Here is a 23,185-nt window from a genome sequence, read left to right on the forward strand (position 1 = left end):
CCAGCAGCCGCAGCGGCTCGCGTAGCCAGCGCCACATCCAGTGGGTCAGGCGCATCCACACCAACAGGCAGCCCAAAGCGGCAAAGGCGTAGAGGCCCCAAGCGATCAGATAGTCGTTCTCGGTCATGGTGTCCATGGCAAGGCAGGCAAAGAGGCGCTTATAGTAACGACTTTTCGCACATCAGGCTTGTCCCAATGCCTGTCGGTCAAGGCACAGAACCTGTGGGAGCGAGCTTGCTCGCGATGAGGTCATCAGATTCAGCATCAGTGTTGACTGTCATACCGCCATCGCGAGCAAGCTCGCTCCCACAGGTTTTGCATTTGATCTTGATCTGGCAGCAGCCTGCCAAACCCCTATTTCGTACATTGCACGAGAGCCATCCATGCCCTTATCCGCCAACGTTTCCGACGCGCCCATTGCCCACAAGGCCGAAGGCGATGACCCGTATGCCTGGCTGCAGGAGCGCGACACCGACGCGGTGCTTGACTACCTCAAGGCTGAAAACAGCTATCAAGCGGCGCAAACCGCCGATCAGGCAGGCTTGCGCGAGACCCTGTTCGAAGAGATCAAGGGCCGGATTCTCGAAACCGACTTGTCGCTGCCCTCCCCTTGGGGTCCGTACCTGTATTACACGCGGACCACCGCCGGTGACGAATACGCCCGGCACTACCGCTGCCCGCGCCCGGCCGATGACAGCCTGCAGCTCGACGAAAGCCACGAGCAACTGCTGCTGGACCCGAATGAACTGGCCAACGGCGGCTTTTTTTCCCTGGGCGCATTCAGCATCAGCCCGGACCACCAGCGTCTGGCCTACAGCATCGATGCCAGCGGCGACGAGATCTACACGCTGTTCGTGAAGGAATTGTCCGACGGTCGCGTCAGCGAACTGGAATTCCAGGACTGTGACGGCAGCATGACCTGGGCCAATGACAGCCTGACGCTGTTTTTCGGCGAGCTGGACGACACCCATCGCCCGCACAAACTGTTCCGTTACCGGCTGGATGGCACGGCCGCCGAAGAAGTGTTCCATGAGCCGGACGGACGATTCTTCCTGCATTGCTACCGCTCAAGCTCCGAACTGCAACTGTTGCTGTCCCTTGGCAGCAAGACCACCAGTGAAGTCTGGGTGCTTGACGCCTCCCTGCCGCATCAGGCCTTCACGTGCCTGGCGCCACGGGTTGAAGACCATGAATACGACGTCGACCACGGCGCCCTCGACGGCGAATGGACCTGGTTCATTCGCACCAACCGCGACGGCATCAACTTTGCCCTGTACAGCGCTGTCGACACCGGCGTGGCGCCCACCGAAGCCGACTGGAAAAACCTCATCCCCCACAGCGACACCGTGATGATCGATGGCATGAGCCTGAACACCGGCGCCATGACCCTGAGCCTGCGCGAAGGCGGCTTGCCGATCATCGAGGTTCACTCACAAGGCCAGTCGCCTTATCGGGTGCAATTGCCGGATGCGGCCTACAGCCTGCACGTCCAGAACAGCCTGGAGTTCGTCAGCGACAGGATCCGCCTGCGCTACGAGGCGCTGAACCGGCCGGCGCAAATTCGCCAGCTTGAACTGCAGAGCGGCGAGCAGAAAGTGCTCAAGCAAACCCCGGTGCTCGGCCCGTTTGATGCCGACGCCTACGTCAGCCAGCGCTTGTGGGCAACCGCACCGGACGGTACCCGGGTGCCGATCAGCCTGGTGGTCAAACGCGAACATCTGGGCCAACCCGTGCCACTGTACCTTTACGGTTATGGCGCCTATGGCGAAAGCCTCGACCCGTGGTTCTCCCACGCCCGCCTGAGCCTGCTGGATCGCGGCATGGCCTTCGCCATCGCCCACGTGCGTGGCGGCGGTGAATTGGGCGAAGCCTGGTATCGGGCCGGCAAGCAGGAACACAAGCACAACACGTTCAGCGACTTCATTGCCTGCGCTGAACACTTGATTGCCAACGGCTTCACCACTGCGCCGCAACTGGCGATCAGCGGAGGCAGTGCCGGTGGTTTGCTGATTGGCGCGGTGCTCAATCAGCGGCCGGAGTTGTTCGGGGCGGCGATTGCCGAAGTGCCGTTCGTCGACGTGCTCAACACCATGCTCGACCCGGACCTGCCCCTGACCGTCACGGAATACGACGAATGGGGCAACCCGCAAGAGCCGGACGTTTATGACCGAATCAAGGCCTACGCCCCGTACGAAAACGTTACCGCGCAAGCCTACCCGGCAACGCTGGTGATTGCCGGCTACAACGACAGCCGTGTGCAGTACTGGGAAGCGGCCAAGTGGGTGGCGAAATTGCGCGCGACCAAAACCGACAGCCATCTTCTGCTGCTCAAGACTGAATTGGGCGCCGGGCATGGCGGGATGAGCGGTCGTTATCAAGGATTGCGTGACGTAGCACTCGAATACGCATTTTTGTTCAAGGTTTTGGGCATTGCCTGAGGAACTTGGCGCGGGGTTCCGGTCTTAACACCAGACCCCGGCTCCCACAGGGATTTGTGGTGACATCAAATTCGACCCAGCAACAGACACAAGAATGACGACATGTCAGAACCGACCTTACTGAACAACGAAATTCGCGACTGGCTGATGGACTGCGGCCTGTTCGATCAATTGCTGCCCGTAGATTTTGCGGCGGCCTCGGGCTATTTCAGCATCAGCACCGTGGCCCAGGGCGAGGAGATTTTCCATGAGGGTGATGCCGGCAGTTTCATGTGCATCATTCACACCGGCCAGGTGGCGGTGCAAAAAACCAATGGTGACGGGCAACTCGTGACCATGGCCACGTTGCGCAGCGGTCGCTCGTTCGGCGAGATGGCCGTGCTGGATGGAGAACGCCGTTCAGCCAGTTGCGTGGCGGCGAGCAACTGCCAGTTGCTGAACCTGGGCAAGGACTCACTGGAAAAGATGATCAACGATGCGCCAAAAATCGCCGCCAAGATCATCCGCGCCCTCGCCGTATCCCTCTCCAAACGCTTGCGAATGGCTGACGGGCAGCTGCTTTCGCAGCAGGTTTAACCGCCCGGCGATTTGACTTTCGTCGGGTTTTGTTCGATCCCCGGAACGGGCTGATCCTTGGTCGGCGGGCTCGGCATTTCAATCGGTACCAACGGCGGACCGCTACTGCCAGGGCCGGTCTTTGGCAAGGAGGGCGCGGTGATTTGCGGGTACGGCGTCGGCGTCGCGGTGCCAGGCGAACCGGGCATGGGGGCAGGGCTGACGGGAATGGTTTGCAGCGTTTGCGCCTGCACTGCAGTAATCGAGAGCGCGGCCAGAGCAATGGCCGTTAGAATAGTGCGCTTCATCAATGGCTCCGTTGGCCTAGTTGTCCCTTTCAGGCTACTCCCAACTGCGCCCGTTTGCCCTCCCAGTTTATGCAAGACTTTCTCAAGAGAGCCCCATGAAACGTTTCGTCCTGCTCGACACCACGCCCATTCCTGAAAACGGCGGTGCCCTGTGCCTGTTCGAATACGGTGAGGATTTCGTCATCAAGATCCAGGGTGGCGATGGCGGACAATTGATGAACACTCGCATGCACGGCTCCGAAGACGCACTGGCCGAGATCCCGTGCCGCAAAGTGGCCGGCCGCCCGAATTCACGCGTGCTGATCGGCGGCCTGGGCATGGGTTTCACCCTCGCCTCGGCGCTGAAACATTTGGGCAAGACCGCCGAAGTGGTGGTCGCTGAGTTGGTGCCGGGGGTGGTGGAGTGGAATCGTGGGCCGCTGGGTGAGAAAGCCGGCAACCCGCTGCTCGACCCGCGTACCGTGATTCGCATGGAAGACGTGGCCAAAGTGTTGCAGGCCGAGCCCCAACGGTTCGACGCGATCATGCTCGACGTCGACAACGGCCCCGAAGGCCTGACCCAGAAAGCCAACAGCTGGCTCTACTCCGCCGGCGGCCTGAGCGCCTGCGCCAAGGCCCTGCGGCCCAAAGGCGTGCTGGCGGTGTGGTCGGCCAGTGCCGACAGACAGTTTTCCGACAAATTGAAAAAGGCCGGTTTCAAGGCTGAAGAAGTACAAGTCTTCGCCCATGGCAACAAGGGCACACGCCACACCATCTGGATTGCCGAGAAGCTCAAGGGCTGAGCTAAACTTCGCTTAATACCGTCATTAGTCTTTTTACAAAGGTGAACCCATGAGTTCGTCCACCCCGACCAATACTTCGAAGCTGGACCGCATCCTCGCCGACAACCAGCGCGACAAGGAAATGGGCTACCGCGACAAGGCCCTGAAGATGTACCCGCACGTGTGCGGCCGCTGCGCCCGTGAATTCTCCGGCAAGCGTCTGAGCGAACTGACCGTGCACCACCGCGACCACAACCACGACAACAACCCGCAGGATGGCTCCAACTGGGAACTGTTGTGCCTGTACTGCCACGACAATGAACACTCGCGGTATACCGATCAGCAGTATTTCGGCGAAGGCTCGCTGAGCACGCCGAAAATCGCCAAGGCGACGCATAACCCGTTTGCGGCGTTGGCGGGATTGATGAAGAAGGAAGACTGAAGATCTTCAGTGCCTTGACTGGCCTCATGCCTGATCGTTCCCACGCTCTGCGTGGGAATGCAGCTCGGGACGCTCCGCGTCCCATTTAGAGCCGAACGCAGAGCGTCCGTTGAGGCATTCCCACGCGGAGCGCGGGAACGATCACTGAACACCCCTCCCCCAATCCCCGTATAATCGCCGTTTTTTCCCCGAAGGCACCCCGCTCGTGGCAGACAAACGGTACAGCTGCATTGGTTTGTATAACCCCAAATCACCGGAAAACGTCGGTTCGGTCATGCGCGCCGCCGGCTGCTATGGCGTGGCGTCCGTGTTCTATACCGGCAAGCGTTATGAACGCGCCGCCGACTTCGTCACCGACACCAAGCGCGTCCACTACGACATCCCGCTGATCGGCATCGACGACCTGAAAAAAATCCTGCCATTGGGCTGTGTGCCGGTTGCCGTGGAACTGGTCGACGGCGCCCGTTCCCTGCCGGAATACACCCATCCGGATCGCGCCCTTTACATCTTCGGCCCGGAAGACGGCTCGCTGGATAAAGAGATTCGCGACTGGTGCGAAGACGTGGTCTACATCCCGACCACCGGTTGCATGAACCTGGCGGCCACCGTCAACGTCGTGCTCTACGACCGCATGTCCAAAGGGCTCAACACCCGTTCCGGGGCGAAATTTCGCTGATTCAACGTACATTCGATGGAACAAGCCGCCGGTTTGGGCAGTCAGCTTAATTATCCACGACTGAAACAGCCTTCCTGCCAGGAGAAAGATCATGAGCGAACTCAAACGCGTAGAGCGCATCGAATCGACCCCGTTCCAGACCCATTCCGAGCAGAACGTCCACGGTTGGGAGCGCGCCGGCTCCGTGGCGGGTGGCATCGTGATGATGGGCAAAGGCCTGCGTCGCGGTGGTATTTTCGGTCTGATTCAAGTAGCGATTGGCGGTGCAGCACTGGCTCGTGGCGTTACCGGACACTGTTCGCTCAAGAGCAAGATCGAGAAAAGCCGCCAGGACATGGACATTGTACGGGCGAAAATTGAACGGGCCGGGGAAGAGTTGAGCAAGTTGAAGGCGAATGCCGAGGCCGCAACGAAAACCGCTACGGTGACGGGGAATGACTCGTTGGAGTCGCCTAAAACCGGGGTTTGATCCGGACGATGTAGTGAGACTCCGGGCCTCTTCGCGGGCAAGCCCGCGATGGCGGTGTTACTGAAGCAACTCGGTATCAAGGACTTTGGACGGTTCGCCAATAACGCTCTCGGCCAGTTGTACAAACTCCTTGGTATCCACACTCTCCAGACGCATCGCCCCGCGCAATACATCATCCAGCGAGCGCTTGTTGCGTGTCTTCAAGCGAATCTCCCGGTCCAGTTCCTGTAACAACACCACCGCTTTTGCCACCTGCGCCGGGTTGATCTGTTCGCCACGCAGGCTCGTGACCTTCTGGCCGTCCTTGACCAGCTTGGCGTGCAAGCTTTCATACCGCTCATCGCTCATGCCACCGGCACGGCGCACCAGTTCGATGGCGTAATACTCGGCAAAACCTTCTGTGATCCAGTCGCTTCGCTGTTCATCGTTGATCCGCCCCAGCACTTGCGCCAACTCACGCACCAGCGCGCTGCTGCCGCTTTCGCTGACCAGCGGCAGACGCGTGTTCAGGTAGATCGATTCGTGCGCGGCCTGACTGCCGCGCCACATCGGGTCGTTGGCACCGACAATCAGCAATTTGCCTGGATGACGCGGGAACACGGCCTGTACCTGCGGCCAGACAAAGGTCAACAAGGTCACCACGTCCATGCGGCGCATGCCCTGGCCCTGAGGCGAAGCGACGGTGACTTCGGTTTCCCCCAGCCGCGTGCGACGACTGCCGAGGTGCCCGGCGAGCATCCAGCCGGTGGGGCGGTCGAACAGTCGGGACACGTTGTCGACGCGGAATTTGTTGTTGCCGATCCGCGGCCAGGCGGTTTCGACGCTTTTCCAACCGCTGGGCAATTCGAACTCAAGGCGCGAAACCAGCTCGATACCGTCCTCTTGATCGAGTTTGGCGGGAGGCACCAGATCGTCACCGCGCATCAGCGCCCAACCCGGCGTCATACGCGTGTCGAAATTGCCGCTCTTGCGACCATGGCTGATGCGCACGCGGTAGGTCAGGCTGGCCTTGTCAGCGGCGGGATGCCAGACCCCTCGCGCCACTTTTCCAGGGGTAAGTTGCCATTGGCCGTCGGCCTTGAAGTCGCTGTAGTGGCTGCCATCGCCCAGGTCAAAATCCAGGCTGCGCACCGCCGAGCCCTGCGCCAGGGTCAGGCGCACCTCTGCCTGATCACTTTGTGGCAACAGGCGCACGTGGTAGTCCAGATCAACCTTCTTCACCGCCCACGCGGATGAACTCAGGGCCAGCAGCCCAACGACCAACGACAGGCGCCATCCCACAGCCATACACACTCCTTCGTGAAAACCCAAAACCGCCAGCGATTAACCCGCGCGGAATATCAGATGATCTTCCCAATCGTCTTCAGGCACGCTGCCTTCGGCGAGCATGCGCCCGGATTGTGAAATACGCTCGTGGTGCACCGCATCGCGATCGCCACACACCAAATGGTGCCAGAGCGGCAAATCCTTGCCTTCACTGACCAGGCGATAACCGCAGGTCGGTGGCAACCATTTGAACTCGTCGGCCTTGCCCGGCGTGAGCTGGATGCAGTCCGGGACGAAGTCACGCCGGTTGGGGTAGTCGGTACACTGACAGGTTTTCAGGTCGAGCAGTTTGCAGGCGATGCGCGTGTAGTAGACGCTGTTGTCGTCTTCATCTTCGAGTTTTTGCAGGCAGCACAGGCCACAGCCGTCGCACAGCGACTCCCATTCCTCTTGATCCAGTTGATCGAGGGTTTTGCGTATCCAGAACGGTTCGACTTTGGCGGCCATGGCTCAAGCATCAACATCAGGTGGTGAAAAGGCCGCCAGTCTAGTGCCAAGGCCCTTGTGGGCCAAGCATTGGCGACTGCCGGTATTAACAGGCTTGTCAGTTCTTGCGCCGCAAAGTAGGGTTTCGCGTCGCTCCCTCACTTTCAAACGTAGCAAGGAATCACTTGATGAGTGCTAATCCACGCGTCGCCGACTATGCCATCCACCCTCAGTTCACCGATCGCTGGTCGCCCCGCGCGTTCACCGGCGAAACCATCCCGGAAGAAACCTTGCTGAGCTTCTTCGAAGCTGCCCGCTGGGCACCGTCGGCCTACAATTCGCAGCCTTGGCGGTTTCTGTATGCGCGTCGCGACACGCCAAACTGGGAGCGTTACCTGGGCCTGCTGAACGAATTCAACCGCGGCTGGGCACAACACGCCTCGGCACTGGTGATCGTGATCTCGAAAACCACCTTCGCCGTGCCGGGCGCGACCGAAGAAACTCCAGCGCTGTGGCACACCTTCGACACCGGTTCGGCGTGGGGACATCTGGCGTTGCAGGCGAGCATCAGCGGCTGGCACACCCATGGCATGGCCGGTTTCGATCAGGAACTGACCCGCAAGGAGCTGAACATTCCTGAAGGTTATGCGCTGCACGCGGCCATTGCGGTGGGGAAGCTGGGCGACAAGGCATCGCTGGCGGATTACCTGCAAGCGCGTGAAGCGCCAAGCCCGCGTCGTCCGTTGAGCGAGTTGGCGGCTGAAGGCGACTTCACCCTCTAAGCGCGTCACCCGATCATCCACACGCTCTGCGTGGGAACGATCATTGCGGTGGGTTCAGTAACCGCGATCGAAATCCACTTCCCCGCGCAGAGCCGCTCCGGCTTCGTATGCACGCAGATTCTCGACAAACAGATTCACCATCATCGATGGCGACGTCGGTGCCGAGCTGTGACCGGTCAGCAGCAAGCCCCAGGCGGTCCAGAACGGGTGACGTTGCGGCAGCGGCTCCTGACGGCAGACATCAATGACCGCGCCCGCCAGATGCCCTTCTTTCAAGGCTTCCACCAGATCCGCATCGACCACCGCGACACCGCGACCGACGTTGATGAACAACCCGGTCGGCTTGAACTGCTTGAACAGTGCCGCGTCATACAGATCGTGTGTATTGGGAGTGTTGGGCAGCAGATTGACCACGTAATCCACTTCCCCGACCAAACGCGGCAAATCCGCCAGCGAACCCACTTCAACAAACGGTGCCTGTTCGCGAGCTTCGCTGGCGATGCCGTACAGTTCGACGCCAAACGGCACCAGGAACTGCGCCACCGTCCGTCCGATATCACCGGTACCGACGATCAATACCTTGCGTCCCGCCAGGCTTTGGCCGTGACGGCTGTCCCATTTGCGCTCGACCTGACTGACCAGCCGCGCCAATACTTCGCGTTCATGGCCCAGCATGTAAGTCAGCACGTATTCGGCCATCACCTGACCAAAAATGCCGACCGCGCGGGTCAGGCGATAGTGACGTGGCAAGCCGTCGGCGAGCAGTGGCGTGATGCCTGCCCAGGTCGATTGCAGCCATTGCGGCTCGTGGCCCTGACGCAACAGGGTGGCCAGCAGATCCGGTTGACCCAGCCAGACCGGGCAATCCGCCGCCAGACGAGCCAGTTCAGCGGAGTCGCCACTGGTGAGCACTTCCAGCTCAGGCGCCGCTTGACGCAACAACTGTGCATATACCGGGTGGTCGTGTTCGGCAATCAGAACGCGCATGTTTCAACCTTTCAAAAACCGTGCAGACGGCCGCGCACGGAGCATCACTCTCTCGTCACGGCCATCGCGAAAAATCATTCCAGTGTTTCACACAGACTCCGGGCAGAGCCTGTCTGCGGTTCACATCGGATCGTTGCGGCGCAGCAATTCTTCCGGCAAGTGTTCGATGTACTCGTCTTCGGCCGGCGGCATTTGCAGGTGGTAACCCTGTTTTTCAAGGTTTTCCAGGACCACGGTGATGTCCTCGCGCGACAGCTTGCGCTCGGGGGTCAGCACCAGATCGAACGCGTGGTGCGGTTTGCCGAAAGCTGCCATCAAAGATTCCGGAACACGCTCCAGTGCATCGCTTTTGAGCACATAGAGGTACATCTCGTTTTTCTTCAGGCTTCGGTAGATCGAGCAAATACGTTTCAAGGCTGTTCTCCGGCGGTGGCCAGGCTGTCGAGCAGCGCCTGGCCCATCAATTCGCGGCGCCAGCCACGCAACGAATCAGGCAATTGGTAAGGACCATTGGGGAAGCCGCTCTTGAGCAGCGCTTCCAGGGTTTTCTTGCGCAGCATCAGTTCCGGCGCGATGTTCAAGCGCTCGGCTTCGGCCTGGCCGATGGCGCGCAACTGCTTGACCAGCACGGCCGCATCCACTGGCAATGGCTCCGGTACGGCGGGCGGCCATTGATCGGGCGATACACTGCCAGAGCGTTTGATCAGATCAAGCAGAAATTCGCCATCCTGACGCACGGTACGCGGGTGCATGTCTTCGATTTTCGCCAGCGCACCGAGGTTATCCGGCTGAGTCCGCGCCAGCGGCCACAGGGAATGCTCACGAACGATGCGATTGCGCGGCAGATCACGGGCACGGGCTTCGCGTTCACGCCAGGCGCACAGCTCGCGCAACACGGCGAGTTGGGCGCGGGATAGCTTCCAGGCCAGTTTGGCTTCGCGATAGACCTCGTACGGGTCAACCTCGCGGCGCAGGTTGGCCACCAGTTCGGCGCCGTCTTCCAGGACCCAGGCGTACTTGTCGTCAGAAAGCTTCGGGCGAAGCTGTACGAAAACTTCCGCCAGATGCACAGCATCTTCAGCGGCGTAGCTGATTTGCGTGTCGGAAAGCGGACGTTGCAGCCAGTCGGAACGGGTTTCGCCCTTGGGCAAGTCGATGCCGAGCACCTCTTGCACCAATCGCGAGTAGCCCATGGAGAAACCCAGGTTCAGGTAAGCGGCGGCCAGTTGTGTGTCGAACAGCGGCGCCGGCAGGCTGCCGGTCAGGCGCAACAGGACCTCAAGGTCTTCGCTGCACGCGTGGACGACTTTGACCACGGCCGGGTTTTCCAGCAACGCGGCCAAGGGTTGCCAGTTGTCGATGGTCAGCGGGTCTATCAGGTAAGCGCGTACGCCATCGCCGATCTGCAGCAGGCCGGCGATCGGGTAAAAGGTGTCGACCCGCATGAATTCGGTGTCGAGGGCAACGAATGGCAACTGCTGCCACTCGGCGCAAAACTGACCGAGGCTATCGTTGTCGCGAATCCAGTGAATATCGATGGCCACACGGCTCTCCCTTGAAGAATGGCGCGCAGTATATATCGCCGCCGGCGATTTCCGCGCATCCACTGCACAAGAGCTTTAGCGAAAAGACCTACCCAACAGCAAGAAATGTCTGACAAGCGGAGACTAACTGGTCTTACTCAGCACATAGACCCGCATCCAGGTACAGGTCGGCAGGAAATCCTGATGGCTCAGTACGCGGAAACCGGCCTGCCTGAATTCCGCTTCAATCTCGCCCTTGCTGACCGGCGAAGTCACATGAGTGGCCTGCGTCTTTACGGGGCGCAGCTTGAAATAGCCGTCGACTCGTACCGCCACAATCACGGTATCGCGACTGACCCGGTGGAACTCCTGAAGCATGGCCAATCGATGCTCGGGGCAGTTGATGTGTTGAAACAGCTGCATGCAAAAAATGCAGTCCACGGCGCTGGGGGACAATCCAAGGGTGAAGGCTGAACTTTGAAAAGTCTTGATTCGCTTGAGCAGACTCTGTGGATGGTGAGTCTGCGCATGGTTGAGCATGTCCTGAGACGGGTCCGACGCGAGGATCACGCGGTTGGCGTGCTCGGCCAGCACCGGCCAGAAGCGCCCGGCGCCGCAAGCAACGTCAAGGATCAACCCCGGTTCGCCGGCCTCCTTGAGTGCATTGCGCACCAGGTTTTCCTTGCGCCAGAACGTTAGACGCCCCGTCAGGTTATGCGGTTGCAGCTGACGACAGACGCGGGCGTGTTCCTGGTCGTAGCGCCGGGCGAACTCAAGCTCGATGGCGGATGTGGGGTGCGCAGACATGTGCAATGACTCTAGGTGGTGAATCCGCCGCGGGCTAGCGGCCGTTGCGTAAAAAGGTTGAAGCTTTCAATCTTTGGCCAACACGCCATCGATGACAGCACCGCGACACCCGGCGAACATATCCAGGTCCTGGTTGTAGACCTTGCTGCTGACTTCCAGCAGCCCCAGCATCGAATGGAACAGGTTGTCCTGGCTCAATGGCTTGTCGCGGGTCAGTTGCAGGCAGTGGGTGTCTACCGAGAACGACTTCTGATAGCTGTCGGAGAACCATGCCAGCATCGCCACGTGCTTCTGTTGTTCTGGCGCCAGCATGTAAGGCGTGCCATGCAGGAACAGGTTGTATTCACCCAGCGACTCGCCGTGGTCGGACAGGTACAGCATCGCGGTGTCCACTTTTTCCTGGTTCTTGCGTAACAGATCGATCAGGGTCGACAGCACATGGTCGGTATACACCAGTGTGTTGTCGTAGCCATTAACGATACTTTCGCGACTGCAATTATTCAGTCCGTTACTTTCACAAACCGGCGTGAACCGTTCGAATTCTTTCGGGTAGCGCTTGAAGTATTCAGGGCCATGGCTACCCATTTGATGCAGGACCAGCACGGTGTCCTTGTCGAGTGAGTCGATAAAGTGCTGCAAACCTTGCAGCAGGATTTCATCGCGGCATTCGCTGTTGGCGCACAGGATCGGGTCTTTCAAGTTGCTCACGTCTTCAAGGGTGACGCGGTCGCACGTGCCTTTGCAGCCCGACTGGTTGTCACGCCAGATCACGTCCAGACCGGCACGCTTGAGCACATCCAGCAGGCCCTCTTCATTCTTCGCCGTGCTCGCGTTGTAGTCCTTGCGGCCCATGTTGGAGAACATGCACGGCACGGACACGGCGGTTTCCGTGCCGCATGAATGCACATCGGTGAACGCTATAAGGCCGGCTTCTTTATCCAGCTTCGGGGTAGTGTCGCGGTCGTACCCCAGGATGCCAAAGTTCTCCGCCCGGGCGCTTTCGCCCACCACCAATACCGTCAGGGATTTACGGCCATGGGCTTGCCAGACCGGGTTTTTCCGGGCGTCCTCGCCGATTTTGACAAACGGCTGACGGGCGGAAACCACTTGTTCACGCAAATAGCCGGCCGAAGCGCCGATGTAGTTGCTCGGCACGACCATCATGCGCAACTCGTGATGATTACGAAACAAGGAGGACAAGCCCTGATAGTTAATCAGTGCAACACCACCAATGACAGCGACCGAGGCAACACTCACCAACACCTTGCTTAATAACTCACGATGCCACCGACGATAACTGATTGGTGTTTTCCACAATAACCACGACGGTAAAACACCCAAAAACAGAATATAGGCCAACAACTTTATCGACAGTAAGTCCCGAACTTCCGTCGCATTGGTTTGCGCAAAGTTACGTAACATGCCGGTGTCAATCAGCGCACCGTATTGACTCATGAAGTAGGCCACACTGGCGCTGATCATGAAAATCAGTATCAGGACCGGCTTCAACACACGTTTGAAGGCCACAAAGGTCAGAAAAATATTGAAAGCCGCCAGAATCATCGCCCCGAATGCTACGCGTATGACGATGCCTTTTCCGTCGGATGCGGTGATCTCAAACAGGTGTTTCCACAGCACAAAGTTGAAGGCTGTTAACAAAAAGGCGCTGGCAATCAGTGTCACCCATTCCGGGCGCACGGTTTTAATCTTAAACATGGTGATCGGCTGTTCCTGAAAAGAATTGCCTGCGACAAATGTGAAAATTTCATTGACCGCGACAACACTAATGCTAGGCACCCAACCATCAATTTTTTGTGAAAAAGAAGCCAACGATTAGTTGGCTTATATAAGGTTAAAACTATTTGAGAATGATTCAGGCCTGATTCAGGTACCAGCGCCAATCCTGTTCACCCACCTCGCCCATGAACTGTCGGTATTCAGCGCGCTTCACCGCAAGGTAGACGCCAAGGAAGGGAGCGCCGAATGCTTCACGCGCCCAGGTCGAACCTTCGAGCGCGCGCAACGTGGTCAGCCAATCGGTCGGTAGCAACTCCGTGGCCTGGGCGTATCCATTGCCTTCCACCGGCGCACCCGGGTCGAGTTGTTCACGAATACCGCGATGGATACCGGCCAGGATAGCTGCAGCGGCCAGGTACGGGTTGGCGTCGGCGCCACAAATACGGTGTTCGATGTGCCGGGAGAACGACGGCCCGCCTGGCACGCGCAAACTCACCGTGCGGTTGTCCACACCCCAGGTCGCCGCCAGGGGGGCGTAGCTGTTGGTCTGGAATCGACGGTAAGAGTTGGCATTCGGGCAGAACAACAGCAACGAATCGAGCAACGTGCTGAGCATCCCTGCGACGGCTTGCCTGAGCAGCGGCGTCCCGTCTGGCGCTTCGCTGGCGAACAGGTTGTTGCCCGCCTTGTCCGCCAGGCTGACGTGCATGTGCATCCCGGTGCCCGCCAGGTCGTCGAAGGGTTTGGCCATGAAGCAGGCCGTCATCCCGTGCTTGTGTGCCACGCCCTTCACCAGCCGTTTGTAGCGCACCGCTTCGTCCATCGCCTGTAGGGCATCGGTGCGGTGTTCGAGGGTGATTTCCACTTGGCCCGGCGCATATTCGGAAATCGCGGTACGTGCCGGAATCCCCTGCAACTTGCAGGCACTGTAGAGATCGGCCAGAAACGGCTCGATCTGTTCCAGTTCACGCAGACCGTAGACTTGCGTCGTGCGCGGCCGTCCACCATCGACATCCCGTGCCGGTTGCGGTCGCCCCTGACTGTCGCGCTGCTGGTGCAGCAGATAAAACTCCAGCTCCGCCGCCATGACCGGGTAATAACCGTCAGCCTGTAAGCCTTCGATCACTTTCGCCAACAAGTGCCGAGGGTCGGCGACAGTCGCCGGCATGCCTTCTTTCGGGTGCATGCTGACTTGCACCGCCGCCGTCGGAATCAACCGCCACGGCATGCGCGTCAAACTGCCACTGATTGGGTAGGCGCGGCAGTCAATATCGCCAACGTCCCAGACCAATCCGGAGTTTTCCACGTCATCGCCATTAATGGTCAGGCCCAGAATGGTGCTCGGCAACGGTCGTCCACTGTTGTACACCGCCAGCAGTTCATCGCGATGCAATAACTTGCCCCGGGGCACGCCGTTGTTGTCGAGGATGAACAGCTCGAACATTTCAATATCCGGGTTCTGTTCAAGAAAGGTCAGGGCTTCTTGCGGGGAGGCGAACGATGTCGTGGCACAACTCATGGGAATTCTCTTTTCCGCGTCAGGCAAACGCACAGGCGTCGCCGAAGTGATCCAGCGCCGGGCGCGGGACCTGTCAGAGCAATCAACGGGAAATGCAGGAATCCGGTGGGCGTGCGTGACGACAGTGCCACAGCGCCCAAAAGGCCAACTCGGAGGGAAGTACGACGGGACAATCGCCCATGGATAGAACCGCAGAGAACAGATGAGCAGCAGCGTCACACGGGCGATCAAGTCTTTAAATCGGGATTTGAAGAACTTTGGTTACGGATGGGCTAAACAATCATTTCCATACAGTGCCCAAAGAAAACTCCTACAGGGCATTCTCTTGGCACCATCGTTCCGCTAGGATCTTTCGCACGCGTTTGCGCAGTTTCAGCGCAAGGAGCACAGCGGGGCAGAACGGATGCTGAACAGTAACTTGCTTAGAAAGCTCGACATGCAGGACCTCATGGTGTTTGTCGCCGTGTACGAACAGAGCAGCGTCACCGGCGTGTCGGAAACGCTCTGCGTCAGCCAGTCCACGGTGAGTTACTGCCTGAAAAAGCTGCGGACCGGTTTTGAAGACGAGCTGTTCATCAAAACCCCAGCCGGCATGTGCCCCACTTACAAAGCCCGCACCATGTACACGCCTGTGCTGAACATCCTTGAAAGCATCAACCTGTGCCACGCCAGCGCCCCGGCATTCGACCCGACGTAGCATCCCGTCACCTGGATTCAGCCGCTGATGGCGGCCTTGGCGTAGGACTCGCGATCGATATCGAGGATTTCCACGCACAGCTGCACATCGACGCCCGTTGGCCATTCACACAGGTCCTGCACCACTGCCAGCAGGCTTTGCGACAGCTGCTGTTTAATCTGCGGTGAGCGACCGCTCAACACTGCCAGCTTCACATGCACAAACGCCCGTTCATTCAACGCGGTACCGACCTTGAAGGTCTCGACCTTCAGCGCTCGGCCCTTGATGTCGGACTCCGCAGCAAACTGGCCGGAAGCTACCAAGGCATTATTGAGTCGGATCAATGCCACGTCGGCGTGCAACTCGGGCAGATTGGCGGTGTATTCCATGTGCAGGTGTGGCATGTGGCGGCTCCAGATAGAGGGCAGAGAGTTCCTACATATAACACAGCACCGTCTGACTCACTGAGGCAGCGGCAAAGGCGAGCGCTCACTCATGAACACTTCCAGACGCGAACGCAACCAGCGTTCAGCCGGGTCGGTATCGACATGGCTGAGCCAGACCATCGACAGGTCCAGCGTCGGGGTCTTGAACGGGAACGGTTCCTTGAACAGCTGACCGGACGCCGCCATCGCCTCGGCTGTGTAATCCGGCAGGCTGGCGATCAAATCGGTGCCGGCGAGCAAGGCTGGCAACGAGCTGTATTGCGGCACGGACAGGACAACCTGACGCGTACGACCAATCTCCGCCAGCCACTCATCCGCGTAACCACTGACGTTCGCGGTGTGGGACACCAACACATGAGGGCGTGAGCAATATTCATCAAGCGTCAGCGGTGTGTCGGACGCATCGGCGCGCAGGATGCTCGGCATAATGTGCCGCAGCAACTTGCGCTTGGCGTTGGCCGGCAGGCCACGGGTCTGGCTGATGCCCACGGTGATGTCGCCGGCCGCCAGCAAATCGGGAATGCGCCAGTAATCGACATGCTGAACCACAAACACCACCTTCGGCGCTTCCTGGCGCAAGGCGCGCAGCAGCGGTGGGAGCAGGCCGAACTCGACATCATCCGACAGCCCGATACGAAAGGTCATGGTGCTGCTGGCCGGGTCGAAATCGTGGGTCAGGCTTAAGGCCATCGACAGCGAATCCAGCGCCGGCGACAGGTATTGAATCAACTCTTCGGCGCGGGCTGTCGGCTCCATGCGGTGGCCGACGCGGATGAACAGCGGATCGTTGAACATCGTCCGCAGGCGGTTGAGCGCGGAGCTGATGGTCGGTTGTCCGAGAAACAGCTTCTCCGCCACCCGCGTCACGTTGCGCTCAAGCATCAACGTTTCGAACACCACCATCAGGTTGATGTCCGCCTTGCGCAGCTCATTGCGATTCATTCTTGCCCCCGGTCCCGATACTTGAGGCAGTGTAGAAAGGCCCGACGGAGGCGTCTATGTCCAGCGGACGTCTATTGCCAGTCCATCGCCCCGCAGGCGTCTGCTGACATATTTTCAAATGCCTGGAAACAAATGCCTGATGGCCAAAAAAACCAGCTCCGCTAGGCTTGCCCACGATGCGTCACACAGGTTGTCGCAATTACCCATCGCATGGAGCGAGCAGTATGTATTTCGAGATTTACAGGCAATCCAAAGGCACCCCGAGCACCGGCAAAGGACAATGGCGCTGGCGCCTGAGGGCGGGGAATCACGAGACCATCGCCAGCGGCGAGTCATATGTGAACAAGACCGATTGCCTGCACGCCATCGGGTTGATCAAAGGTGTAGAGGGGGAAACACCGGTGAAAGAAATCTAAGCCTGACCGCCAATGCCGAAGCTGTTCAGAGATCAGGAACAGCTTTGGCCCGATCAGGTTAAAAAAAAGCGTCGAGCGGCATTAACGTTTCGCGTGTTTTGCCTTGTTCCAGCTTTTTTTGAAGTTGTTCCGAGTCTGGAGCAAACTGGAAAAGCATGGGGCTTACCCCCTGATTTTTGGCGCATTCAACTTCCTTCTGCGCGACAGCACCACCACCCAGGATATTAAATTCGCCGTGTTTCTCAGCGGCATAAGCCGTGTAGGAATGAGAGCCTTCCTGGTTCAGGACCTCCCAGGTGTTATCAGGGTCAGGAACGAAAATAATATTGTCGCCACATTCCTTGGCCAACGAGTGGGGGCACTGTTCTTTTACCACCTCGGAAACCAGACCAATAAGCTTTACATCCGAGAAATGAGGGTCGTCTTTTGCTACGGCGTAACCCATGCCTATCCCGTCAGTGGTTCCGCCAATGACCAGAGCCACGCCTTCTTTATGATTTTTTATGGCCTCATTGAGCAACTCAGTGATTTTTTGCCTGACCGCTGCTGGATGCTCATAGCCCAAACCAGAAAAACCGGCCAGTACGACGGCATATCGCTCGCCTCTTAAGTTATCAAACGCTTTAGTAATGTCGTCAGATGGGGTCCGTGAAGGCTCGGCTACCGCGAAGAGTTTTACTTCTTTGGGGGAGGTCACTGTGGAAGTTGAACGTGCAGGTTGTGAAACGGAAACTGAACTGAAGGATGCGCTTACGCTGAGCATCTGAATTCCATATGAATGGTTAACCAAGAGCGAAGCATAGAAATGCACAGACCATCCATCTATCAAAAACCGCCAGTTTTTTTAGCACGCCGAGCTCTCACATAGAGGGGGAAGGCATTTCGCGATGTTCCTCAACCCTACCCCTCTGCGACCATAGGATTCAGCCAACCACGCGCGAACCGGCTAACGGATACAACGCCTCATCAAACTGAGCCAAACGCGGAAACTGCAACGGCTGGTCATCACTGATGTGTTCCAGGCGTTGCTGATAGCTCCTCAGAAATTCCTGGCGTGCCTCGTCACTGATGTACGGCACATGCCAGGCCACGAACGGTTGCAACACGTCGAAGCCGACATACGCCAGCGTGCCGCGCAGGATCGGCCGCAGCATGTCTTCCAGCGGACCGTGAATCGCGCCATCACCAAACATATGCTCACGCCCGCCCAGGGTGACGGTCACCAGCGCCTTCTTGCCGCTCAATCCACCCTGGTCGTAAAAGCGTTTGCCGCCATAGCAGATCCCGGACACCAGCACCCGATCGATCCAGCCCTTGAGCATGGCCGGTGCCGAAAACCAGAAAATCGGGAAATTGAGGATCAGCAGGTCAGCCCACAGCAATTTGTCGAGTTCCTGCTGGATGTCCGGTGCCAATGATTGGCTCTTCACCCCAAGACGTTGCTCCAGTGCATACACCAGGTACTCCGGATTTTCTCGCGAAGAAAAATCATCGGCGCCAGCCACCGGGTTCCAGTTCATAGCGTACAAGTCGCTGACCTGGACCTCATGCCCTTGGGCTTCGAGGGTGGCGACAGCCTGGTCGCGCAACGCGGCGGTAAAGGATTTCGGCTCCGGGTGAGCATGGACGATCAGTACTTTCATGACAATTCCTTAAACGTTGACCAGCGTTGAATGTGAAGACGATAACGCACGTGCATTCATTGAGCGATCACACCTGAATCGCCTTCACTTCAACGAATTCGTTGAGCCCTTCTTCGCCCCACTCCCGGCCATTGCCCGATTGTTTGTAGCCACCGAACGGCGCCTGGTAATTAAACGCCGCACCATTGAGGAAACACTGCCCGGCGCGCAACTGCCGCCCCAGATGCAAGGCACGTTCTGCGCTACCGGCCCAGACACCGCTGGACAAACCGAACGGCGAATCGTTGGCGATCCGGATCGCCTGCGCCTCATCGGTGTAGGGAATCAGGCACAGCACCGGGCCGAAGATTTCTTCCTGGGCGATGCGCATACGATTGTCGACGTCCGCGAACAGCGTCGGGCTGACGTAGAAACCGCGCTCGAACGCGTCGGCCGTGTCGTCACCGCACACCAGTCGTGCGCCCTCCTGCTGGCCGACCTGGATGTAATCACGCACGGTGCGTCGTTGTGCCGCCGAACACATTGGCCCGAGGAAACTCTGCGGGTCCAGCGGGTCGCCCATGCGCAGGCTCTGGGTTTCGGCGATGGCCAGTTCCACCGCTTCGGCGTACCGACTGGCCGGCAGCAGCATGCGGGTCAACGCGGTACAGGTCTGGCCGGAGTTGATCATCACGTCCTGCACGCCGTAACGCACTGCGGCGGCGAGGTCCGCGTCTTCGGCAATCAACAGCGGCGACTTGCCACCCAGTTCCAGACATACACGCTTCACCGAAGGCGCAGCGGCTTGCGCCACGCGAACCCCGGCGCCGGTGGAACCGGTGAACGACACCATGTCCACGTCCGGGTGTTTGGCCAGCGCTTCGCCGACCTTCGAGCCCGGCCCGCTGACCAGGTTGAACACCCCCGCCGGCAAGCCGATGGACTCGATCATCTGCGCCAGCAAAAAGGCGTGCAGCGGAGTTTCCTGACTCGGCTTGACCACCACCGTGCACCCGGCGGCCAGCGCCGGGGCGAGCTTGCCGATCAGTTGATGCAGCGGGTAATTCCACGGATTGATGAAGGCGCACACGCCTACCGCTTCGCGAATCACCAACGAGTTGCCGACCTCACGCACTTCGTCCATCCTGCCTGCGAGTTCGACGTAGTGCTCCAGCCCGGTAATCGGGCCTTCAACTTGCACCGAGCGGCACCATTGCGCCGGCATGCCCAGTTCAGCGGTGATCACTGCGGCCATCTCGTCGGCCCGCCCGCGCAACTGCTCGGCGAGTGCGCGGATGTAGCCCGCACGTACGCTCGACGGCGTGCGCGACCATGAACTGAACGCCTTGCGCGCGGCGGCAACCGCGTTGTCGACGTCGCGCTCATCGCCCAGCGGCACCGAGCCCGCGATCTCTTCCGTCGCCGGGTTGATCACCTCGGCGATGCCCTGCCCTGACGGCGTTTGCCAGCGGCCATCGATAAACAGCGTTGTGTGGTTATGCATAGACGTGAGCTTCCATCAGTTCAGTGGCACAACGGGTGATGCGCTGGCAAGCGTCACGCAGTGGCTCCGTGTCCAATACCAACCCAAGGCGAATGTGCCCGGCGGCGCTTGGGCCGAAAGCTTCACCGGCCAGCACCGACACGCCATGGCGGTCGAGCAAGCGGTCGGCAAATGCCTGGGCGCTGAGCCCGGTGTCGCGGATATCGACCATCACGAACATACCGCCATCGGGTTTCAAGGCCCGCACACCTGGGCAATCGGCCAGGCATTCGCAGACCAGATCGCGACGCTGGCGGTAGGCTTCGCGCATCGCCTCCAGCTCCGGCAAATGGTTTTCGAGGGCGACGACCGCAGCGTCCTGCACAAAATCCGGCAGGCCATAGAGCATGCACAGCGCGAGGTTTTCCAGATGCGCAGCCAGGGCCGGTGGCGCGACAGCCCAGCCGATTCGCCAGCCGGTCATGGCGTGGGATTTCGACAGGCTGTTGAGCGTCGCAGTGCGCTCGGCCATGCCCGGCAAACTCGCCGGACTGACGTGCTCGCCGTCGAACAGCAACTCGCTGTAGACCTCATCGGAAATCAGCCACAGATCGTGGGTGATGCACAGGTCTGCCAACGCTTGCCAGGTGGCGCGGGACAGACTGGCGCCAGACGGGTTGTGCGGGCTGTTCAGCGCCAATGCGCGAGTGCGCGGTGTGATGCGGGCGGCGACGTCTTCGGGCAGCACGCGAAAACCGTTTTCCGGGCGCACCGGCACCGGCACCACCACGGCGCCACAGGCACCAAACACCGCTTCATAGGTCACGTACATCGGCTCGGCGACGATCACTTCATCGCCGGGGTTGAGCACGCATTGGGCGACGCTGAATAACGCGCATTGCGCGCCGGCCAGCACAATGACCTGATCCGCCGAGACCTGCTGGCCACTGCGATGTCCGTAGTGTTTGGCGATGCTCTCACGCAGGGCACGTTTGCCACGCACGTCGGCGTAATGCGTGTTGCCGGACAACAGGCTGTCGATGGCCGCCTGCACAATCGGCGCCGGGGTGTCGAAATCCGGGTCGCCGACTGACAGCAGCAGAATGTCTTCACCCTGCTCCTGCAGCGCGAGGGCGCGGTAATGAATGTCCCACGCGGCGGCGCCGTCACCGGCGATACGTTGAGTCAGATCGGAAAAGCGCATGGCGATACCTCTGCCAGAAAATGAAAATCAGTGCGCGCACGCGTGCTTGAGTTCGATCAGGGTCACGCCGTTGCGCTTGAAGCCGTGGCGCAGATCGGTTTGCAGTTCGGCCAGACTTTGCGGCTGGTTCACGGTGCAACCGAACGCGCGACCAAGGGCGGCGAAATCCGGGTTGCGTGGCAGTACGCCAATCGGTTCGATGTCGAGCCCGAGCATGTCGTCGCGAATCTGTCCCAGCGCGTCGTTGTTCCACAGCAGCACCACCAGCGGGCTGTCGAGTTCTTCGACGGCAGTGGCCAATTCCTGCGCGGTGTAGAGGAAACCACCGTCGCCAACCAACACCAGACCCGGCCGTTGCGGTGCACCGAACTTGGCGCCGATGCCTGCCGGCAAACCGTAGCCCAAGGTGCCGTAACCAGTCGGGTGCAACCAACTGCGCGGCGCCAGGCTGTGGAAGGCGTAGTTGCCGGTGTAGGCCAGTTGGGTCATGTCGGTGCTGATGAACGCATCCTCCGGCAACTCGGCGGCGATACGGTCGAGAATCCCCTGGTGAATCGACTGCAACGGGCCGTGGCTGGCCTTCACGGCTTCACGCAATGCGGCGACGGCTGCGATCGCCACACTGGCATCGCGCGCGGTGGACGGCAAACGTTCCAGCAACGCCGCGAGGGTTTGCTGCGCATCGCCGTGCAACGCCACCGCACACGGGTAGAAGTCGTTGAACTTGCGCGGGTCGATGTCCACCCGCAGCAGTTCGGCATTCAGCGGCAAGCGCTCGCGCCAGAAATCGGTGTCGGCCATTTCGGTGCCGACCGCCAGCACCACGTCGGCCTCGGCGATCAGGTTCCAGCCAGGTTCCACACACAGGGTCGAGCCGGCATTGAGCGGTGCATCCGGCGGCAACAGGCCTTTGCCGGCGACGCTGGTGAACAGCGGCGCGGCAAGTCGGGTGCTGATGTCTTGCAGTGCTTGCTGCGCATTCAACGCACCACCACCGGCAATGATCATCGGCCGCTTGGCGTTTTGCAGTTTGCCCACGGCCTCCTCCAGCGCCGTGGTCGACGCGGCGTCGCGACCGGGACGACGCACGACGTCATTGCTCCAGTCACGGGTGATTTTTGCGGACAACACGTCCAGCGGCACCGAAATGTGCACCGGCCGCGGGCGCTCGCTGTCGAACACCGCGTAAGCGCGGGCGATCAACTCGGGCAGGTCTTCGGCACTTAATGCGACCGCCGAGAAGGCGGTGATCGGTGCGGTGATTGCACGTTGGTCCTGGGTTTCGTGCAGGCAACCCCAGCCCTTGCCAAGGCTGGCGGTGTGGTTGACGCTGGAAATCACCAGCATCGGAATCGAATCGGCATACGCCTGGCCGATACCGGTCGCAGCATTGGTCACGCCAGGGCCGGTGATGATGAAGCACACGCCTGGTTTACCACTGACGCGCGCATAGCCGTCGGCCATGAAACTGGCGCCTTGCTCGTGACGGGTCAGCACGTGGCGAATGCCGCTGCCGGGCAGGCCGCGATACAACTCCAGCGTGTGCACGCCGGGAATCCCGAACACGGTGTCGACGCCGTAGTTGGCCAGCAGACGCACCAGGGCCTGGCCGCCGGTCAATGTTGTGGTTTGCATATTCA

Annotated in this window: 24 protein-coding genes and 2 pseudogenes; 9 read left to right on the plus strand and 17 right to left on the minus strand. The window is 59.7% G+C overall.

What is annotated here, in order from left to right; genetic code table 11:
- Window positions 1-136 (minus strand): annotated as a pseudogene (locus PMI22_RS22135) (MFS transporter); the annotation flags it as partial.
- 247 nt (window positions 137-383) lie between these two features.
- Here PMI22_RS22135 and PMI22_RS22130 point away from each other — a divergent pair.
- Both PMI22_RS22130 and PMI22_RS22125 read left to right on the plus strand, forming a co-directional pair.
- The gene (locus PMI22_RS22130) at window positions 384-2,438 is read left to right on the plus strand and encodes a S9 family peptidase (protein WP_007944001.1); all 2,055 of its coding nucleotides are present in this window, start codon (window positions 384-386) and stop codon (window positions 2,436-2,438) included.
- Between the two features lie 102 nt (window positions 2,439-2,540).
- The gene (locus tag PMI22_RS22125) at window positions 2,541-3,014 is read left to right on the plus strand and encodes a cyclic nucleotide-binding domain-containing protein (RefSeq protein WP_007944003.1); all 474 of its coding nucleotides are present in this window, start codon (window positions 2,541-2,543) and stop codon (window positions 3,012-3,014) included.
- On the opposite strand, the gene PMI22_RS22120 is transcribed toward PMI22_RS22125, so the two are convergent.
- Entirely contained in the window at window positions 3,011-3,301 is a 291-nt protein-coding gene (locus PMI22_RS22120; RefSeq protein ID WP_007944005.1) for a hypothetical protein, read from the minus strand. The two genes, PMI22_RS22125 and PMI22_RS22120, sit on opposite strands and share 4 nt — an antisense overlap.
- A 95-nt stretch (window positions 3,302-3,396) precedes the next feature.
- Here PMI22_RS22120 and PMI22_RS22115 point away from each other — a divergent pair, with 95 nt between their 5' ends.
- The 4 genes from PMI22_RS22115 to PMI22_RS22100 all read left to right on the plus strand — a co-directional run bounded on the left by PMI22_RS22115 (window position 3,397) and on the right by PMI22_RS22100 (window position 5,649).
- On the plus strand, window positions 3,397-4,083 hold the full coding sequence (locus PMI22_RS22115; RefSeq protein ID WP_007944007.1) for a spermidine synthase: 687 nt from the start codon (window positions 3,397-3,399) through the stop codon (window positions 4,081-4,083).
- A gap of 49 nt (window positions 4,084-4,132) precedes the next feature.
- Window positions 4,133-4,504 carry a YajD family HNH nuclease gene (locus PMI22_RS22110; protein ID WP_007944009.1) on the plus strand — a complete coding sequence of 124 codons (372 nt, stop codon included), beginning with the start codon at window positions 4,133-4,135 and terminating at the stop codon, window positions 4,502-4,504.
- A 205-nt stretch (window positions 4,505-4,709) separates the two neighbouring features.
- Window positions 4,710-5,180: an RNA methyltransferase gene (locus tag PMI22_RS22105; RefSeq protein ID WP_007944014.1), complete on the plus strand. Its 471-nt coding sequence runs from the start codon at window positions 4,710-4,712 to the stop codon at window positions 5,178-5,180.
- Between the two features lie 91 nt (window positions 5,181-5,271).
- Window positions 5,272-5,649 (plus strand): YgaP family membrane protein, encoded by a 378-nt coding sequence (locus tag PMI22_RS22100; protein WP_007944017.1) that lies wholly within the window; start codon window positions 5,272-5,274, stop codon window positions 5,647-5,649.
- Window positions 5,650-5,706: 57 nt separating this feature from the next.
- On the opposite strand, the gene PMI22_RS22095 is transcribed toward PMI22_RS22100, so the two are convergent.
- On the minus strand, window positions 5,707-6,936 hold the full coding sequence (locus PMI22_RS22095) for a hypothetical protein (protein ID WP_007944019.1): 1,230 nt from the start codon (window positions 6,934-6,936) through the stop codon (window positions 5,707-5,709).
- Window positions 6,937-6,972: 36 nt separating this feature from the next.
- Complete coding sequence (locus tag PMI22_RS22090; protein WP_007944020.1) at window positions 6,973-7,422, minus strand: YcgN family cysteine cluster protein; 450 nt, start codon at window positions 7,420-7,422, stop codon at window positions 6,973-6,975.
- A gap of 167 nt (window positions 7,423-7,589) precedes the next feature.
- Here PMI22_RS22090 and PMI22_RS22085 point away from each other — a divergent pair, with 167 nt between their 5' ends.
- Window positions 7,590-8,183 (plus strand): nitroreductase family protein, encoded by a 594-nt coding sequence (locus PMI22_RS22085; protein WP_007944022.1) that lies wholly within the window; start codon window positions 7,590-7,592, stop codon window positions 8,181-8,183.
- 54 nt (window positions 8,184-8,237) lie between these two features.
- On the opposite strand, the gene PMI22_RS22080 is transcribed toward PMI22_RS22085, so the two are convergent.
- The 6 genes from PMI22_RS22080 to PMI22_RS22055 all read right to left on the minus strand — a co-directional run bounded on the left by PMI22_RS22080 (window position 8,238) and on the right by PMI22_RS22055 (window position 14,756).
- A complete protein-coding gene (locus PMI22_RS22080; RefSeq protein ID WP_007944023.1) occupies window positions 8,238-9,170 on the minus strand; it encodes a D-2-hydroxyacid dehydrogenase in 933 nt (310 codons plus the stop codon).
- Window positions 9,171-9,290: 120 nt separating this feature from the next.
- On the minus strand, window positions 9,291-9,584 hold the full coding sequence (locus PMI22_RS22075) for a YcgL domain-containing protein (protein ID WP_007898694.1): 294 nt from the start codon (window positions 9,582-9,584) through the stop codon (window positions 9,291-9,293).
- Window positions 9,581-10,714: a ribonuclease D gene (gene rnd, locus PMI22_RS22070; RefSeq protein WP_007944024.1), complete on the minus strand. Its 1,134-nt coding sequence runs from the start codon at window positions 10,712-10,714 to the stop codon at window positions 9,581-9,583. Before rnd ends, PMI22_RS22075 begins: the two co-directional genes overlap by 4 nt.
- 123 nt (window positions 10,715-10,837) lie before the next feature.
- Window positions 10,838-11,500, minus strand: a complete 663-nt coding sequence (locus PMI22_RS22065) for a class I SAM-dependent methyltransferase (protein WP_007944025.1) — start codon at window positions 11,498-11,500, stop codon at window positions 10,838-10,840.
- 66 nt (window positions 11,501-11,566) lie between these two features.
- Window positions 11,567-13,216: a phosphoethanolamine transferase gene (locus tag PMI22_RS22060; protein ID WP_007944026.1), complete on the minus strand. Its 1,650-nt coding sequence runs from the start codon at window positions 13,214-13,216 to the stop codon at window positions 11,567-11,569.
- A 157-nt stretch (window positions 13,217-13,373) separates the two neighbouring features.
- Window positions 13,374-14,756 (minus strand): glutamine synthetase family protein, encoded by a 1,383-nt coding sequence (locus tag PMI22_RS22055; RefSeq protein ID WP_007944027.1) that lies wholly within the window; start codon window positions 14,754-14,756, stop codon window positions 13,374-13,376.
- 403 nt (window positions 14,757-15,159) lie between these two features.
- On the opposite strand from PMI22_RS22055, the pseudogene PMI22_RS22050 reads away from it, so the two are divergent.
- A pseudogene (locus PMI22_RS22050) lies at window positions 15,160-15,450 on the plus strand (LysR family transcriptional regulator); the annotation flags it as partial.
- Between the two features lie 20 nt (window positions 15,451-15,470).
- Here PMI22_RS22050 and PMI22_RS22045 read toward each other — a convergent pair.
- Both PMI22_RS22045 and PMI22_RS22040 read right to left on the minus strand, forming a co-directional pair.
- Window positions 15,471-15,836: a 5-carboxymethyl-2-hydroxymuconate Delta-isomerase gene (locus PMI22_RS22045; RefSeq protein ID WP_007944029.1), complete on the minus strand. Its 366-nt coding sequence runs from the start codon at window positions 15,834-15,836 to the stop codon at window positions 15,471-15,473.
- A 57-nt stretch (window positions 15,837-15,893) separates the two neighbouring features.
- The gene (locus PMI22_RS22040; RefSeq protein ID WP_007944031.1) at window positions 15,894-16,820 is read right to left on the minus strand and encodes a LysR family transcriptional regulator; all 927 of its coding nucleotides are present in this window, start codon (window positions 16,818-16,820) and stop codon (window positions 15,894-15,896) included.
- 224 nt (window positions 16,821-17,044) lie between these two features.
- Here PMI22_RS22040 and PMI22_RS22035 point away from each other — a divergent pair, with 224 nt between their 5' ends.
- Window positions 17,045-17,236 carry a YegP family protein gene (locus PMI22_RS22035; RefSeq protein ID WP_007944032.1) on the plus strand — a complete coding sequence of 64 codons (192 nt, stop codon included), beginning with the start codon at window positions 17,045-17,047 and terminating at the stop codon, window positions 17,234-17,236.
- A gap of 58 nt (window positions 17,237-17,294) precedes the next feature.
- Here the strand turns inward: PMI22_RS22035 and PMI22_RS22030 are convergent, their stop codons facing one another.
- The 5 genes from PMI22_RS22030 to PMI22_RS22010 all read right to left on the minus strand — a co-directional run bounded on the left by PMI22_RS22030 (window position 17,295) and on the right by PMI22_RS22010 (window position 23,180).
- Window positions 17,295-17,999: a hypothetical protein gene (locus tag PMI22_RS22030; protein ID WP_007944033.1), complete on the minus strand. Its 705-nt coding sequence runs from the start codon at window positions 17,997-17,999 to the stop codon at window positions 17,295-17,297.
- A 160-nt stretch (window positions 18,000-18,159) separates the two neighbouring features.
- Complete coding sequence (locus PMI22_RS22025; RefSeq protein ID WP_007944034.1) at window positions 18,160-18,879, minus strand: NAD(P)H-dependent oxidoreductase; 720 nt, start codon at window positions 18,877-18,879, stop codon at window positions 18,160-18,162.
- A gap of 67 nt (window positions 18,880-18,946) precedes the next feature.
- A complete protein-coding gene (locus PMI22_RS22020) occupies window positions 18,947-20,362 on the minus strand; it encodes an aldehyde dehydrogenase family protein (RefSeq protein WP_007944035.1) in 1,416 nt (471 codons plus the stop codon).
- Window positions 20,355-21,545 (minus strand): pyridoxal phosphate-dependent aminotransferase, encoded by a 1,191-nt coding sequence (locus tag PMI22_RS22015; RefSeq protein WP_007944036.1) that lies wholly within the window; start codon window positions 21,543-21,545, stop codon window positions 20,355-20,357. Before PMI22_RS22015 ends, PMI22_RS22020 begins: the two co-directional genes overlap by 8 nt.
- 27 nt (window positions 21,546-21,572) lie before the next feature.
- Window positions 21,573-23,180, minus strand: coding sequence for a 5-guanidino-2-oxopentanoate decarboxylase (locus tag PMI22_RS22010; RefSeq protein ID WP_007944037.1), 1,608 nt, complete (start codon window positions 23,178-23,180; stop codon window positions 21,573-21,575).
- Between the last annotated feature and the right edge of the window lie 5 nt (window positions 23,181-23,185).

Source organism: Pseudomonas sp. GM21, assembly GCF_000282215.1.
In the GTDB taxonomy this organism is placed as follows: domain Bacteria; phylum Pseudomonadota; class Gammaproteobacteria; order Pseudomonadales; family Pseudomonadaceae; genus Aquipseudomonas.

What these genes read in the sequence shown, in the direction of transcription:
- PMI22_RS22060 (WP_007944026.1), bottom strand. Translation starts at nt 13,216, where the DNA reads ATGTTTAAGATTAAAACCGTGCGCCCGGAATGGGTGACACTGATTGCC.
- PMI22_RS22125 (WP_007944003.1), top strand. Translation starts at nt 2,541, where the DNA reads ATGTCAGAACCGACCTTACTGAACAACGAAATTCGCGACTGGCTGATG.
- PMI22_RS22010 (WP_007944037.1), bottom strand. Translation starts at nt 23,180, where the DNA reads ATGCAAACCACAACATTGACCGGCGGCCAGGCCCTGGTGCGTCTGCTG.
- PMI22_RS22100 (WP_007944017.1), top strand. Translation starts at nt 5,272, where the DNA reads ATGAGCGAACTCAAACGCGTAGAGCGCATCGAATCGACCCCGTTCCAG.
- PMI22_RS22045 (WP_007944029.1), bottom strand. Translation starts at nt 15,836, where the DNA reads ATGCCACACCTGCACATGGAATACACCGCCAATCTGCCCGAGTTGCAC.
- PMI22_RS22015 (WP_007944036.1), bottom strand. Translation starts at nt 21,545, where the DNA reads ATGCGCTTTTCCGATCTGACTCAACGTATCGCCGGTGACGGCGCCGCC.
- PMI22_RS22040 (WP_007944031.1), bottom strand. Translation starts at nt 16,820, where the DNA reads ATGAATCGCAATGAGCTGCGCAAGGCGGACATCAACCTGATGGTGGTG.
- PMI22_RS22055 (WP_007944027.1), bottom strand. Translation starts at nt 14,756, where the DNA reads ATGAGTTGTGCCACGACATCGTTCGCCTCCCCGCAAGAAGCCCTGACC.
- PMI22_RS22025 (WP_007944034.1), bottom strand. Translation starts at nt 18,879, where the DNA reads ATGAAAGTACTGATCGTCCATGCTCACCCGGAGCCGAAATCCTTTACC.
- PMI22_RS22065 (WP_007944025.1), bottom strand. Translation starts at nt 11,500, where the DNA reads ATGTCTGCGCACCCCACATCCGCCATCGAGCTTGAGTTCGCCCGGCGC.
- PMI22_RS22080 (WP_007944023.1), bottom strand. Translation starts at nt 9,170, where the DNA reads ATGCGCGTTCTGATTGCCGAACACGACCACCCGGTATATGCACAGTTG.
- PMI22_RS22110 (WP_007944009.1), top strand. Translation starts at nt 4,133, where the DNA reads ATGAGTTCGTCCACCCCGACCAATACTTCGAAGCTGGACCGCATCCTC.
- PMI22_RS22030 (WP_007944033.1), bottom strand. Translation starts at nt 17,999, where the DNA reads ATGCTCAGCGTAAGCGCATCCTTCAGTTCAGTTTCCGTTTCACAACCT.
- PMI22_RS22020 (WP_007944035.1), bottom strand. Translation starts at nt 20,362, where the DNA reads ATGCATAACCACACAACGCTGTTTATCGATGGCCGCTGGCAAACGCCG.
- PMI22_RS22085 (WP_007944022.1), top strand. Translation starts at nt 7,590, where the DNA reads ATGAGTGCTAATCCACGCGTCGCCGACTATGCCATCCACCCTCAGTTC.
- PMI22_RS22035 (WP_007944032.1), top strand. Translation starts at nt 17,045, where the DNA reads ATGTATTTCGAGATTTACAGGCAATCCAAAGGCACCCCGAGCACCGGC.
- PMI22_RS22115 (WP_007944007.1), top strand. Translation starts at nt 3,397, where the DNA reads ATGAAACGTTTCGTCCTGCTCGACACCACGCCCATTCCTGAAAACGGC.
- PMI22_RS22120 (WP_007944005.1), bottom strand. Translation starts at nt 3,301, where the DNA reads ATGAAGCGCACTATTCTAACGGCCATTGCTCTGGCCGCGCTCTCGATT.
- PMI22_RS22095 (WP_007944019.1), bottom strand. Translation starts at nt 6,936, where the DNA reads ATGGCTGTGGGATGGCGCCTGTCGTTGGTCGTTGGGCTGCTGGCCCTG.
- PMI22_RS22130 (WP_007944001.1), top strand. Translation starts at nt 384, where the DNA reads ATGCCCTTATCCGCCAACGTTTCCGACGCGCCCATTGCCCACAAGGCC.
- PMI22_RS22090 (WP_007944020.1), bottom strand. Translation starts at nt 7,422, where the DNA reads ATGGCCGCCAAAGTCGAACCGTTCTGGATACGCAAAACCCTCGATCAA.